The organism is Stutzerimonas nosocomialis (assembly GCF_005876855.1).
Taxonomy (GTDB): Bacteria; Pseudomonadota; Gammaproteobacteria; order Pseudomonadales; family Pseudomonadaceae; genus Stutzerimonas; species Stutzerimonas nosocomialis.
Map to the genome: position 1 here is coordinate 1 of NZ_QLAE01000023.1, position 13,837 is coordinate 13,837.

Genomic DNA, 13,837 nt, shown 5'->3' on the forward strand with positions numbered 1-13,837 from the left:
GCATACCACCAGGTCGTTGACGCACATGGCGACCAGGTCCTGGCCGATGCTGTCGTGCTTGTTCAGGTTCAGCGCCAGGCGCAGCTTGGTACCCACGCCATCGGTGCCCGACACCAGCACCGGCTGACGGTAGCCGGCCGGGATCTCGCAGAGGGCGCCGAAGCCGCCGAGCCCGCCCATCACTTCCGGCCGCGCGGTCCGTTTGGCCACGCCCTTGATGCGTTCGACCAGGGCTTCGCCGGCATCGATGTCGACGCCTGCGTCCTTGTAGCTGATGGAGGGTTGCTTGCTCATAGAGTCCGGGCCTGTCAGAGGAGGTGCGGGAGAATCGACCGGGCCGGAAACGCTGTTCGGTGCGCTTCGCAAAGCGCCGGAGCCGGTCTGCGGAAAAGCCCGCGATTTTATCAGGCTTGCCGCACAGCGACCATCCCGCGCGGCGCCCGCTGCTCGCCGGGCAATGACCTTTGCCGGCGCCGTCGCGCTGCGTCTACGGTGCGGTTGCTCGCGCTGTGGCGGCTGTTTAAGGTAATAGGCCCTTTCCAATTCGCCCGCGTGCCGGCACGCGGCGCTTCTCGAGACTGACCCATGCACATGATTTCCCGCGTACTGCTGCTGTGCCTCGTGTCGTTGGCCCTGCCCGGCCATGCCGAGCAGACCCGCGGACTGTTCCAGGTGCGCGAGCCGGTCGAGAGCCAGCAGTCGGGCGAGCAGGAGCAGGCCCTGCAGCGTGCCTTCGATACGCTGGTGCTGCGCCTGACCGGCGACGAGCAGGCCGCCAGGAGCGAGGCGGTCGCCGCGCTGCGTGACGATCCCCAACAGCTCGTACGCCAGTACAGCTATGACGGCAACAGCCTGGTCGTCGACTTCGACCAGACGACCGTCGAGCGCAGCCTGCGCCAGGCCGGCCTGCCCCTGTGGGGCGCCAATCGGCCCGGTGTGCTCGTCTGGTGGCTCTACGAAACGGTCGACGGCAGCCAGCTGGTCGGCGACAACCAGAGCAGTGCGGCGCTGCTGCGCGAAGCCGGACGCCACCGCGGTCTGCCGCTGCACCTGCCGCTGGCGGACCTGAGCGAGCAGCTCGAAGCCACGCCCGAGGCGGTCAGGGCGAGCAGCGGCGATGCCCTGCGGATGCTGTCCGAGCGCTACGACGCCGATGTGATGCTGGCGGTTTACGCCCGTGAAGCCGATGGCGCCTGGCAGGCCGACTGGCAGCTCTGGCACGGCGAGGAGCGCGGCCACGGCAAGGCCGATGGCGACAGCCGCGAGGCGCTCGCCGATGCGGTCATGCGCGCGGCCGGCCAGTTCCTGGCGCCGCGTTTCGTGGTGGCGCCTGGCGCCGTCTCGGAGATCACCCTGGAGATCGTCGGCGCCGACATCAGCCGCTTCGCGGAACTGGACAAGCTGGTCGCGCCCTTCGGTGGCACGCTGCTGCGCATCGACGACGACATGCTGGTCTACCGCCTCAATGCCAGCCCCGAACAGCTGCGCAGCCAGCTGGCCCTGGCGCGTCTGCGGGAGGTCGAAATCCCGCCAGAGCCGGTCGCCGTACCGGACGATGCGCTGCAGATCGATGCCGATGCCGGTGTCGATGTCGACGGCGCTACGCAGGGGCTTCCCGCCGATGGCGAGCCCGTAGCCGATCAGCCTCCCGCAGCAGCGCCCGCCGCAGCGGATCGCGGCACGGTGATGCGCTTCAGCTGGTAACCGCCTCGCGCGGGCCCGGTATGCCGGGTCCGCGCCCCGCAGCGCAAAGGACTGCCATGCATCCCCTCAACACCCTTCCTGAGACCGGCCTGCCCGCCGCCCACGGGGCGACCCGCCTGGGCTCTGCCCGGCGAGTCGCGTCCGGACCCTTCAACCTGTCGAAACGAGGCATCGAATGAACAACCGCTGGCTGTGGCTGGCCGGACTGCTGCTGTGCGGCTGGCTGGTGTACCTGTTGAAGCCGATCCTCACGCCCTTTCTGATCGGCATCCTGCTGGCGTACCTGGGCGATCCGCTGGTCGATCGGCTCGAGCGCCTGAAGCTGTCCCGCACCTGGGGCGTGGTGGTGGTCTTCGGGCTGTTCAGCCTGGTCTGCGTGGTGCTGCTGGTGGTGCTGGTGCCGATGCTCGGACGCCAGCTGATGCACCTGTACCAGCTGACGCCGGTGGCGCTGGACTGGTTGCAGCAGGTGGCCCTGCCGTGGGCCCAGGCGCGCTTCGGGCTGGAGGAGGGCTTCTGGCGCTTCGATCAGCTCAAGGCCGCCTTCGCCGGGCAGCTGGGCGGCACCACCGATGTACTGGCGCAGCTGTTCAGCCGGGCGACGGCGTCGAGCCTGGCCTTGCTCGCCTGGGTGGCCAACCTGCTGCTGATCCCGGTGGTCAGCTTCTATCTGCTGCGCGACTGGGACCTGATCGTCGCCCGGCTGCGGGACCTGTTGCCACGGCGCCGCGAGTCGCTGGTGGTGGAACTGATGGGCGAATGCCACGAGGTGATCGGCGCGTTCCTGCGCGGCCAGTTGCTGGTGATGCTGGCGCTGGCGGTGGTCTATGCCGGTGGCCTGATGCTGCTCGGCCTGCAGCTGGGCCTGCTGATCGGCGTGCTGGCCGGGCTGGCCAGCCTGGTGCCCTACATGGGCTTCGTGGTCGGCATCGGCGCGGCGCTGATTGCGGCGTTGTTCCAGTTCGGCCTCGAGCCGTATCCGCTGCTGGGCGTCGTGGCGGTGTTCACCATCGGCCAGTTGCTCGAAGGCATGCTGCTGACGCCGCTGCTGGTGGGCGACCGCATCGGCCTGCACCCGGTGGCGGTAATCTTCGCCGTGCTGGCCGGCGGGCAGTTGTTCGGGTTCACCGGCGTGTTGCTGGCCTTGCCGGTGGCCGCGGTGATCATGGTGCTGCTGCGCCACATGCACGATGTCTATAAACTCTCCGGCCTTTACGCCGATCCGGCCATGGATCCGGCCGAACAACCCAGGCTGCCATGAAACCCATCCAGCTCCCGCTCGGCGTCCGCCTTCGCGACGACGCCACCTTCGCCAACTTCTATCCCGGCGCCAATGCCGCGGCGCTGGGCTATGTCGAGCGCCTCTGTTCGCCGCAGGCCGGCTGGTCGGACGAGCTGATCTACCTGTGGGGCCCCGCCGGGGTGGGGCGCAGCCACCTGTTGCAGGCGGCCTGCCTGTGGCTGCAGCAGCGCGGCGAGTCGGCGGTCTACCTGCCGCTCGGCGAGGTGGCCGAATACGGCACTGCGCTGCTGGACGATCTGGAGCAGAGCGAGCTGGTCTGCCTGGACGATCTGGATGCGGTCGCCGGCGATCCGGTCTGGGAAGAGGCGCTGTTCCACCTGTTCAATCGCCTGCGCGACGGCGGCCGGCGTCTGCTGCTGGCGGCCAATAGCGCGCCACGCGAATTGCCGGTGCAACTGGCGGACCTCAAGTCGCGCCTGAGCCTGTCGCTGGTGTTCATGCTCCAGCCGCTGTCGGACGAGGACAAGCTGCGCGCGTTGCAGCTGCGAGCGTCCCGTCGTGGACTCAACCTGCCGGACGACGTCGGCCGGTTCATCCTGACCCGTGGCTCGCGCAACATGAACGCGTTGTTCGATCTGCTCGATCAGCTCGATCAGGCCTCGCTGCAGGCCCAGCGCAAGCTGACGATCCCTTTTCTCAAGGAAACCCTCGGCTGGTAGCGAGGGTGTCCGCCGGCCCGGTCGGGCGGGCCGGCGAGCGTCTCACTCCACGCCCTGGATGATGAAGGTGCGGTAGGTGGCGCCGCGGAAGCGATGCACCACCGCTTCCTGGTAGGCGGGGCTGTCGTACCAGGCTTCGGCGTCCTCGAAGGTGGGGAACTGCAGGATCACCGCGCCTTCCATCGGCTCACCTTCGGTCATGCGGAACGGGCCGTAGAAGGCCAGGGGCGTCAGCGCATCGGTGCGCGCCTGCGCCGCCTTCTCGCTGTAGGTCTTGAGTTCTTCGGCGTCCTGGGTCGATTCGCGGATGGCAACGAAATAGGCGGGCATCGGTGTCGCTCCTGCTGGATTGGGTTGGGGCGGATCGCCCTCCCTGGTGCAGGGCCGGTCCGCAACGAACAGGACGTTACGCCATCGGGGCGACTCTGCCCAAGCCCCTTGGCGTTCGTCCGGCGGCCATCCGGCGTTCGTCTCGCACGAGACGCTGAACTCCCGGCGCCCTCTTGCCATCGAAGCAGATGAGTCGACCGGTTTTGCTCGCTGCGGCGGTGGGCGGGTCAGAGCGTGGAGAAGTGAATGACCCAAGACAGTCGCTACCCAGGCGATGAAGACAAACGACCCGTCGACCTCGAGGGCGGAGGGCAGAGCGGCGGGCTGCCCGCCAACGGCGAGCTCGAGGGCAACAGCCAGGACCCGCTGGGCGACAACCCTGGCCTCCGGCACTGGCAGGCCAGCTACATCACCCGGCCGGGTCTGGACGATCGCAGCAGTGTCTTCTTCGCGGCCGTCGAGATGACCCGCATGCCGATGGTGATCACCGATCCGCGCCAGCACGACAACCCTGTCGTCTTCATCAACAAGGCCTTTCTCGACCTCACCGGCTACGAAGAGCACCAGGTGGTGGGCCGCAACTGCCGGTTCCTGCAGGGCGAGCAGACCGATCCGGAGTCGGTCGCGGAAGTTCGCAAGGCCCTGGAAGAGCACCGCGGCGTGGCGCTGGACCTGCTCAATTACAAGGCCGACGGCACGCCGTTCTGGAACGCGCTGTTCATCGGGCCGATCTTCGACGAACGCGGCGAGCTGCTGTACTTCTTCGCCTCCCAGCTCGACGTCACCCAGCGCCGGGTCTCCGAGCAGTCGTTTCGCCATGCGCAGAAGATGGAGGCGATCGGCCAGCTGACCGCGGGGCTGGCCCATGATTTCAACAACCTGCTCCAAGTCATAACCGGTAATCTGGAGGTGGCGCAGCAGAGCGTCGCCGACAATTCGGCGCTTTCCATGGCCATCGAGCATGCGCAGGCGGCGGCCGAACGCGGCGGCAAGCTCACGCAGCAACTGCTCGCCTTCGCCCGAAAGCAGCGTCTGGAACCGCAACGGCTGAACCTCAATACGCTGGTGGTGGAGTTCAGCGAAATGGCGGTCCGCGCCCTGGGCGAGCATGTCGACCTGCGGCTGGACCTCAAACCGGGCCTGCCGTCCTGCGCCCTCGACCCGACGCACATGGAAATGGCGCTGCTCAACGTGCTGATGAACGCCCGCGATGCCATGCCCAGCGGGGGTCGGGTCACCGTCGGCACCGCGACCTTGCAGAACCCCGAGCGCAGCGCGGCGCACAATCTTCCTTCGGGCAACTACGTGGTCCTCTGCGTCATCGACGAGGGCGAAGGGATGGCGCCCGACGTGCTGCGCCGCGCCTCGGAGCCGTTCTTCAGCACCAAGGGCCCGGGGACGGGCCTGGGGCTGGCGATGGTCCATGGCTTCGTCCAGCAATCCCACGGCCGGCTCGAGATCGAGAGCGAGGTGGGCAAGGGCACCACGGTGCGGATGATCTTCCCGGTCGCCGGGGAGCGTGCGTCGCATCCGGAGGAGGGCCCGCTCGGCGATCCGCCCCCGGCCGTCGTCGGTCAGCAGACGATTCTGCTGGTGGAAGACAGCAGCGACGTCCGTGAAGTGACCCTGGCCCACCTGGTTTCCCTCGGCTACCGGGTACTGGCCGCGGACAGCGGCGAGATGGCTATGCAGATCGTCGACGAAAGCGACGGCGACATCGATCTGCTGTTTACCGACGTGATCATGCCGGGCGGCATCAATGGCCTGGTGCTGGCCGAACGGGCGCGCGAGCGTATCCCGGGGTTGCCGGTGCTGCTGACCACCGGCTACGCCGACGACCTGGCGGGCCGGGGCGTCGACGCCTCCGCGCTGAACATCCTCAACAAGCCCTACAAACAGCGCGAGCTGGCCGAATACCTGGACGCGCTGCTCGGCCGAAGGCAGCCGGCATGAGCGCGCTCCATGTCCTGGTGGTAGACGACGAAGTGGAGATCGCGGGTCTGTTCCAGGCATTTCTGGAGCTCGATGGCTACCGGGTCTCCATGGCCTACGGTGGCGAAGCCGCGTTGCGTCTCGACGAGGCCGATCCGGTCGATGTCCTGGTGACCGACCTGGCGATGCCGGGCATGGACGGCCGAGAACTGGTGGAGCGCCTTCGCCAGCGGCGCCCCGAGCTGCCCGTGCTGGTCGTTTCCGGCTACCCGAGCGATGCGTTCGTCGGCGTGGCCCGTACCCGTGTGCTGAACAAGCCCGTGGGGCTGGCGCCGCTCACCCGTTGCCTGCGCGAGTTGCTCGAATCCTGCTGAGGTGGATCTGTCAGCCGGCGCCGGGGGCCAGGTCAATGGCGGCCAGCAGCTCGCCGAGGTCGACGGGCTTGGTCAGGTGGCAATCGAAGCCGGCCGCCAGCGAGGCCTCCTTGTCCTTGGGCTGCCCCCATCCGGTGATCGCCACCAGCACCACCTCCCGGCCATCGGGCAGCGCGCGGATGGCGCGTGCCACTTCGTCGCCGCGCAGGCCCGGCATGCCGATGTCGAGCAAGGCGACCTGCGGTCGGATGCGCTGGAAGACGTCGAGCGCTTCTATCCCGTCGAACGCCAGGTGCACCTGATGCCCCTCCAGGCGCAGCAGTTCGGCCATGGTCTCGGCGATGTCGTGGTTGTCGTCGGCTACCAGGATGCTTCGCCCAGCGCTGCCCAGGGCCTGTGCCTTACGTTCCGGCGGACGCGGCGCCTGCCGTTCCAGCACCGGCAGGTGCACGGTGAATTGCGAACCCTGGCCGAGCCCCTCGCTGCTGGCTTCGATATCGCCGCCATGAAGCTGCGCGAGCCCCCGGGCCAGCGCCAGACCGATACCCAGCCCGGTGCTCTGGTGCGTGGGGGCCACCTGGGCGAATTTCTCGAAGATCAGCCCCAGGTGTTCGGCGTCGATGCCAAGTCCGTCGTCGCTGACGCGCACCCATGCCCGGCCGGCTTCGTGACGCAGTTCGACGCGGATATGGCCGCCTTCGGCGGTGAACTTGGCCGCGTTGGTCAGCAGGTTGGTGACCAGCTGTTCGAGGCGTAGCGCGTCGCCGTTGACCATCACCGGCGCGTCGGGCAGCTGCACCGTCACCTGATGGTGCTTGGCCTCGAGCTTGGCCCCGGCGGTTTCCAGGGCGGCCTCGACCACCTTGCACAGGTCGACCGGCTCCCTGCGCAGCATCAGCTTGCCCAGGGTGATGCGGGAGATGTCCATCAGGTCGTCGAGCAGCAGGGCCATGTGCCTGACCTGGCGTTCGATGACCTGCTGGCTGCGCTGCTTCTGCGCCTCGCTCGCGGTGGGCGTGCCGAATACGCTGGCGGCCAGCCGAATCGGCGCCAGCGGATTGCGCAGCTCGTGGGCGAGGGTGGCGAGGAATTCGTCCTTGCGGCGGTCGGCCTCGAGGATGATCTGTTCCTGGCGCTTGCGATCGCTGAAGTCCGCGAACCAGACCGCCACGCTCGAGCGAAACGGCGTGGCGATGACATGGAACCAGCGTTCCTGCTCGTGGAAGGTCGAGCGCAACTCGAATTCTTCGGAGCGCCCGCTGGTGACCACCTCGACCAGGGTAGCGAACAGCCGCGAGTCGCCCCAGTCCGGGAGCAGGTCGCGGACCTGGGTGCCGGTCAGTTTCCTGACCGGATAGGCGAGGATGGTGGCGGCTCTGGGGTTGACGAAGTCACAGCGAAAATCCCGGATCACGCCGCTGTCGTCGTGCAGCGGGGAAATCACGGTGAAGGGCACGGCGGACGAATCGAGCGCGACCTGCAGGCGCTGTTCCAGTGCGCCGGCCCGGGTGCGCGCGCGGTCGCGGTCGATGAACACCGAGGCCAGGTCGGCGGTGAGATCGGCCAGGCGGATCTCCCGCTCGCTCGGTTCGCGGGGCGTGGACAGCAGGATGGTGAGGGCGCCCATCACCGTGCCATCGCTGTGCTTGATCGGCGTGATGTGCGTCGCGCGGAAACCCTCCTGGCGCGCCTGCGTCACGAAGGGCGCGAAACAGGGATCGGTCTCCACCGCCACTATCCGCTGGCCACTGAGTACGGCGCCGCCACAGATGTCCGGGCCGGGCTGGAGGTCATCGAGCCATTCCAGCGCCGCCTGCGACAGGCCGCGCGCGCAATGCAGGCGCGGCTGGGAGCCGTTCTCGCTGAGGGACAGGAGCCCCTGGCTGGCGCCATGCAGGTCGCACAGCACCTCGAGGATGCTGGCGAGCTGCTCGTCGAGCGACGGCAGTTGCAGCAGGCGGCTGCTCAGCGCCTGCAAGCGCTCCAGGTCGGAGACCTGCTGGGTGAGTTCGCGCTGGGCCTGTTCGAGCCGCGAGACCACCTGGTCGCGTTCATGCTCGCTCAGGTCGCGCGCCTGGGCGGCGATTTCCAGCGCATGGCCCACTTCGCGGATTTCGTCGATCTCGCTGGCCGGCGCCTGCACCGCCTGGCGTTTTCCGATGGCGCTGGCGGCGCGGCGCAGCTGGCGCATCGGCACGTTGATGCGCCGCGAGGCGAACAGCGCCGCGGCCACCGCGAGGGCGAGGGACATGGCGAGCCCGCCGCCGTACAGCAGGAGCGACTGCATTGTCCCGGCCGCCACGGTGCTGCGGGGAATCCCGGTGGCGATGCTCCAGCCGAGCTCTTCGAGTCTCACGAAGGCGGTGAACATCGACTCGCCTTCGACGGTATCGGACACGCCGATGCCCTCGGGGGCCGGGTTGTGCGCAAGCAGCTCGTGGAGGGTGGGAGTAGGCGAGCTGCCCAGGGTCTCCTCGTGATGCAGGGTGCGCGCGATGCGTTTTTCGTTGCGATCGAGCACCGTCGTCACCCAGCCGTCGGGCAGGCGCCGGTTGTTGATGACGTTGAGGATGGCCTGGGGCTGCAGCACGGCCGTCAGCACATAGCGGATCTGCCCGCCGCGCACCACCGGCACGCGCAAGGGGATGCCCCATTGGCCGCGGGGCCCGAGGGCCATGTCGCCGACCCGGGCGTTGCCGGTGCGCAGCACTTCGGCAAAGCTCGCATGGTCGGCCAGCGCGCCATCGGCGGTGGGTGTTTCGCGGGCGACGCGCTGCACCACCCGGCCGTCGCGATCGATCAGCAGTATCGACTGCCAGCCCGGCATGAACGGCAGCATGCGGCGACCCAGGTCGCCGTAGGCGCGGATGTCGCCTTCGGTGAGCGGGTCGGACTGGGCCAGCGCCCGCAGGACGTCCATCGAGCGCTGCACCTCCACCTCGATCGCGGTGGCGGCCAGGCGGGTCACTTCCAGGCCGCGCAACTCGGTCTGGTGCCGCTGTTCGTGGATGATCGCGAGCAGCCCGAGGCCCGCGGCCAGCGCGAGCGGAACGATGCCGGCCAGTGCGATGGTCAGCAGGCGACGTCGCAGCCGAACGGTCCGCAGTGGCGTGTGTGCGTTCTGATCCATGGGGTTTCCTGCCATTGCATCCCGGTGGGCGTAGCGCCATGGGCGGTCGGAGTGAGTGCCGGGCGGGCACCCGGCGAACCGCCGATGATCGGAGTGTAATCGCGCCGCCAGTCGAGCGCAGCGGCAAATATTCACCTGCCGACGCGCGCTGTGGAACCTCGCTCCGGTGTCGGGGCTCTAGAGCCTGGAGACTACGACGAGGAGACGGGCGTGCAGAACTATCATGTGAAACAGGTCGGCGCGGGCTGGGCCTTGCTGGAAGAGGGCGGTACGCGCGCGGTACTCGAAGCGCCGACCAAGGAGGAACTGGTGCGCCAGGTGCCCGGCTACATGGCGGGCAAGGAAGGATCGGTGAAGATCCATCGCGCGGATGGCACGTTCGAGGAAGAGCGCACCTATCCGCGGGCGGCGGACCCGGCCCGGTCGCCGGGCTGATGCGCCACCGTCGCCGCATCCCGGTGAGCCGAGCGACCTGAGCGAGCGGAGCCTCAGCGCATGGACGTCGACGATCCGGCCTTGCTGGCCGCCCGCATCCAGTTCGGGCTCACCATCAGTTTCCACATCGTGCTGGCGGCCTTTTCCATTGGCCTTGCCAACTTCCTGATGGTGCTCGAAGGCCTCTGGCTGCGCACCCGCGACGAACTCTATCTGGACCTCTACAAGTTCTGGCTGAAGATATTTGCGCTCAACGTGACGGTGGGCGTGGTGTCCGGGATCGTCATGGAGTTCGAATTCGGCACCAACTGGGGGCGGCTGGCGACGCTGGCCGGCGCGGTGATCGGTCCGCTGATGTTCTACGAGGTGCTGGTCGCGTTCTTTCTCGAAGCCGGCTTTCTCGGGATCATGCTGTTCGGCATGCGCAAGGTCGGACCGAAGCTGCACTTCTTCACCACCTGCATGGTGGCCCTCGGCTCGCTGTTCAGCGCGTTCTGGATACTTTCGGCCAATTCCTGGATGCACACGCCGGCCGGCTTCGTGATCGGCCCCGATGGCCGTTTCGAGGCGCAGGACTGGCTGGCGATCATCTTCAACCCCTCGTTTCCCTATCGCTTCACCCACATGACCCTCGCGGCGTTCCTGGCCACCGCGCTGATGGTGGCGGCCACCGGTGCCTGGCACCTGTTGCGCGACCGGGGCAACCGGGGCGCGCGGGTGATGTTTTCCATGGCCCTGTGGGTCATCGCGGTGCTCGCGCCGCTGCAGATCCTGGTAGGCGATCTGCACGGGGAAAACACCCTCGAACACCAGCCGCAGAAGGTCGCGGCGATAGAGGGCGCGTGGGATCGGCCGCCGCCGGGGCAGGGCGAGCCGATGAGGCTGTTCGCGATTCCCGACATGCAGGCGCGGCGCAATCACTTCGAGCTGGCGGTCCCGAACGTGGGCTCCCTGTACCTGCGCCACAACCTGAGCGGCACCATCAGGAGCCTCAACGAATTCCCGCCCGAAGACATTCCGCCGGTGCCGATCGTGTTCTTCGCCTTCCGCATCATGGTGGGACTGGGCCTGCTGATGGCCGGGATCGGAGCGGCCAGCCTGGTACTGCGCTGGCGTGGCCGGCTGTATGAGGCGCGCTGGCTGCAACGGGCGTCGGTGTGGATGGCGCCGGCGGGGTTCGTCGCGATGCTTTGCGGCTGGGTGGTCACCGAGGTCGGGCGCCAGCCGTTCACCGTCTATGGCCTGCTGCGTACCGCGGACAGCCGCTCGCCGGTCTCGCTGTCGTTCGTGACCAGCTCGACGCTGAGCATCCTGGCGGTCTACCTGCTGGTGTTCGGCTTGGGCCTGGCCTATCTGCTGCGCGCGCTGCGCCGGCCTCCCGAGCAGGGCGAGCGCGAACCTGAACCCGGGCTGCGAAGCCCGCCTGTCGACTGACGCCACGCGAGGTGAATCATGCCCCTGGATTCGCTGCTACCCCTGCTGGCTGCCGGCGCGCTTGCCTTCAGCGTGCTCACGTACGTGGTGCTCGATGGCACCGATCTGGGCGTCGGCATCCTGTTCATGGCCAACCCGGGCGAGGAGGCGCGTCACGTCATGGCGTTTTCCATCCTGCCGATCTGGGACGGTAACGAGACCTGGCTGGTGCTGGGCGGCGGTGGGCTGATCGCGATGTTTCCGGCGGTCTACAGCATCTTCTTCACGGCCACCTACATCCCGCTGTTCGTGATGCTGCTGGCGCTGATCCTGCGTGGCGTGGCGCTGGAGTATCGCGACGGCGCACGAAACGCGCGCCGGCGACGTGCCTACGACCTGGCCTTCATCCTGGGCTCGACGCTGGCGACCTTCGCCCAGGGCGTGCTGGCCGGCGCGCTGCTGCAGGGCATTCCCCACGACGGCAGCCAGTACAGCGGTGATGGCTGGGATTGGCTGAGCGGCTTTTCGCTGTTCTGCGGCCTGGCGCTGGTGGCCGGTTATGCGCTGCTCGGCGCGTGCTGGCTGGTCTGGAGGACCGACGGCGAGCTGCAGGCCAAGGCGCGGCGACAGGCGAGGGTGCTCGGGCTGCTGACGCTGCTGGTGGCCGGCGCCGCCATCGGGTGGAGCGGGCTGGTGCAGCCGAGCCTGCGTGATCGCTGGGACGATCTCCCCCTGCTGGCGACCTGGCTGGGGCTGCTCGCGGCCCTGGCGCTCGGTTTCTGGACGGTGCTCGGCAGCCGGCACGATTTCCTGCCGCTGTTCATGGTGCTCGGTGCGGTCGTGGTGCTGTTCGCCGGCCTGCTCGCAAGCCTCCATCCGACCCTCATTCCGCCGTCGCTGACCCTGGAGCAGGGCGCGTCGCCGCGCTCGAGCCTGGGGTTCATGCTGATCGGCTTCGCCGGGCTGATTCCCTTCACCCTGGCCTACAGTACCTATGGCTTCTGGGTGTTTCGCGGCAAGGTACGGCCGCGCGGGGAACGTTCGCCCGACTGAGCCGGCGTCATCGCTGGCAGCCAGGCTTTTAGCGCGTTAACGTTATGCCCTGATCAACCGGAGCCCGACCCCATGGCCGAATCCTGCGATGAGCTGCTGCTGGACAACCAGCTGTGCTTCGCCCTCTATTCCACCTCGCTGATGATGACCAAGGTCTACAAGCCGCTGCTGCAAAAGGTCGGGCTGACCTATCCGCAATACCTGGCGATGCTGGTGCTCTGGGAAAGCGACGGGATCACCGTCGGCGAGCTCAGCGCCCGACTGCTCACCGACCCGGGTTCGGTGACTCCGCTGCTCAAGCGTCTCGAGGCCATGGAGCTGATCACCCGCACCCGCAGCAGCAACGACGAGCGTGTCGTCCAGCTGCGGGTGACCGACGCGGGCTGGGAGGTGCAGAAGGAGGCCAAGGCGTTTCCCCAATGCATCCTCTCGTCCAGCGGCATGACGCCCGCCGCACTCGCCGCACTCAAGCACGAGCTGGTGGAGCTGCGCCGGCACCTGCATACCTCGCTGTAGTTTCCTCGGCGCTCGTGGCCTACGCCTGAGGTGTCAGGCGTAGGCCAGCCAAAAAGCTCGTGGTCGAGACCGCTCCCACAATCGCGCAGACCGTGGGGAGGAGGGCCTGATCTTGGTCGCGAAAAGGACGTCGCGAGGACGTCAGGCCCTCTGTAGCCCTCGGAAGCCGGGGCTTATGCCATTTCCTCCCAGCTGTGAAAGCCAAAGGTTCTAACAAATAGTTTGCGTACAAAATTAATGCGTACTAATGTTTGCTTCAAGGAACAGGTTAGTGCGCAAGTAGTTATCGAGATAATCAAAGGCAGCGCCTGCTTCCTCCCTGACGGCACCTGCCGACAGTCACCACCATGAAGAGGAAAGACAGATGAAACGCATCACTCCATGGGTTCTCGCCATTGCCGTTGTCTCCAGCGCAGCCGTGCACGCCAGCCCTGACGAAAGCGGCCGTCGGCTGCAGGCGCCTTACCCCACCTGGCTGACGACCCACCAGGGCTGAGAGCCCCGGAACGAACCTGACCCACACGGAAAAAAGGAACCTCACCATGACCATCGAAAACGTTCTCTACCGCGCCTCCGCTGAAGCGACCGGCGGCCGTGACGGCCGTGCCATCTCCTCCGACGGCGTGCTCGACGTGCGCCTGACCACGCCCAGGGAACTGGGCGGCGCGGGCGGGCAGGGCACCAACCCCGAACAGCTGTTCGCCGCCGGTTACTCGGCCTGTTTTCTCGGCGCACTGAAATTCGTCGCCGCCCGCGACAAGCACAAACTGTCGCCCGAGACCTGGGTCGAAGGCTTCGTCGGCATCGGCGCCATACCCACCGGCTTCGGCATCGAGGTCGAGCTGAAGATCACCCTCCCGGACATGGACCGCGAAGAAGCGCGCCAGCTGGTCGAGAAGGCGCACATCGTCTGCCCTTACTCGAACGCCACTCGCGGCAACATCGACGTCACCCTGACCCTGGCCTGAGCGGCCCGACAGAGGAGCAA

General features: G+C 67.6%; 14 protein-coding genes. 11 read left to right on the top strand and 3 right to left on the bottom strand.

What is annotated here, in order from left to right; translation table 11 throughout:
- Positions 1-294: AIR synthase related protein (locus DN824_RS14545; protein WP_349751666.1), on the bottom strand; the 294-nt coding region annotated here is incomplete at its 3' end.
- Positions 295-585: 291 nt separating this feature from the next.
- Between DN824_RS14545 and DN824_RS14550 the strand changes: the two genes are divergently transcribed.
- The 3 genes from DN824_RS14550 to hda all read left to right on the top strand — a co-directional run bounded on the left by DN824_RS14550 (position 586) and on the right by hda (position 3,666).
- Positions 586-1,704: a DUF2066 domain-containing protein gene (locus tag DN824_RS14550; RefSeq protein ID WP_138409127.1), complete on the top strand. Its 1,119-nt coding sequence runs from the start codon at positions 586-588 to the stop codon at positions 1,702-1,704.
- Between the two features lie 175 nt (positions 1,705-1,879).
- Complete coding sequence (locus DN824_RS14555) at positions 1,880-2,965, top strand: AI-2E family transporter (RefSeq protein ID WP_138409128.1); 1,086 nt, start codon at positions 1,880-1,882, stop codon at positions 2,963-2,965.
- Positions 2,962-3,666, top strand: coding sequence for a DnaA regulatory inactivator Hda (hda, locus tag DN824_RS14560; protein WP_138409129.1), 705 nt, complete (start codon positions 2,962-2,964; stop codon positions 3,664-3,666). The genes DN824_RS14555 and hda overlap by 4 nt, the downstream gene beginning before the upstream one ends.
- A 42-nt stretch (positions 3,667-3,708) precedes the next feature.
- Here hda and DN824_RS14565 read toward each other — a convergent pair whose 3' ends face one another.
- Positions 3,709-3,996, bottom strand: coding sequence for a DUF1330 domain-containing protein (locus tag DN824_RS14565; protein WP_138409130.1), 288 nt, complete (start codon positions 3,994-3,996; stop codon positions 3,709-3,711).
- 246 nt (positions 3,997-4,242) lie between these two features.
- On the opposite strand from DN824_RS14565, the gene DN824_RS14570 reads away from it, so the two are divergent.
- Positions 4,243-5,949, top strand: a complete 1,707-nt coding sequence (locus tag DN824_RS14570; protein ID WP_138409131.1) for a histidine kinase famiy protein — start codon at positions 4,243-4,245, stop codon at positions 5,947-5,949.
- Positions 5,946-6,302: a response regulator gene (locus DN824_RS14575; RefSeq protein ID WP_138409132.1), complete on the top strand. Its 357-nt coding sequence runs from the start codon at positions 5,946-5,948 to the stop codon at positions 6,300-6,302. The genes DN824_RS14570 and DN824_RS14575 overlap by 4 nt, the downstream gene beginning before the upstream one ends.
- Before the next feature lie 10 nt (positions 6,303-6,312).
- On the opposite strand, the gene DN824_RS14580 is transcribed toward DN824_RS14575, so the two are convergent.
- Positions 6,313-8,979, bottom strand: coding sequence for an ATP-binding protein (locus DN824_RS14580; protein WP_414718418.1), 2,667 nt, complete (start codon positions 8,977-8,979; stop codon positions 6,313-6,315).
- 663 nt (positions 8,980-9,642) lie between these two features.
- Here DN824_RS14580 and DN824_RS14585 point away from each other — a divergent pair.
- The 6 genes from DN824_RS14585 to DN824_RS14605 all read left to right on the top strand — a co-directional run bounded on the left by DN824_RS14585 (position 9,643) and on the right by DN824_RS14605 (position 13,817).
- Positions 9,643-9,867: a DUF2188 domain-containing protein gene (locus DN824_RS14585; protein WP_138409134.1), complete on the top strand. Its 225-nt coding sequence runs from the start codon at positions 9,643-9,645 to the stop codon at positions 9,865-9,867.
- 60 nt (positions 9,868-9,927) lie between these two features.
- Positions 9,928-11,301 carry a cytochrome ubiquinol oxidase subunit I gene (locus DN824_RS14590; protein WP_138409135.1) on the top strand — a complete coding sequence of 458 codons (1,374 nt, stop codon included), beginning with the start codon at positions 9,928-9,930 and terminating at the stop codon, positions 11,299-11,301.
- An 18-nt stretch (positions 11,302-11,319) separates the two neighbouring features.
- A complete protein-coding gene (cydB, locus tag DN824_RS14595) occupies positions 11,320-12,333 on the top strand; it encodes a cytochrome d ubiquinol oxidase subunit II (RefSeq protein WP_138409136.1) in 1,014 nt (337 codons plus the stop codon).
- 72 nt (positions 12,334-12,405) lie between these two features.
- Positions 12,406-12,849 carry a MarR family winged helix-turn-helix transcriptional regulator gene (locus DN824_RS14600; protein ID WP_138409137.1) on the top strand — a complete coding sequence of 148 codons (444 nt, stop codon included), beginning with the start codon at positions 12,406-12,408 and terminating at the stop codon, positions 12,847-12,849.
- Between the two features lie 364 nt (positions 12,850-13,213).
- Positions 13,214-13,345: a hypothetical protein gene (locus DN824_RS22825; RefSeq protein ID WP_282096987.1), complete on the top strand. Its 132-nt coding sequence runs from the start codon at positions 13,214-13,216 to the stop codon at positions 13,343-13,345.
- Positions 13,346-13,391: 46 nt separating this feature from the next.
- Positions 13,392-13,817: an organic hydroperoxide resistance protein gene (locus tag DN824_RS14605; protein WP_138409138.1), complete on the top strand. Its 426-nt coding sequence runs from the start codon at positions 13,392-13,394 to the stop codon at positions 13,815-13,817.
- Positions 13,818-13,837 lie beyond the last annotated feature (20 nt).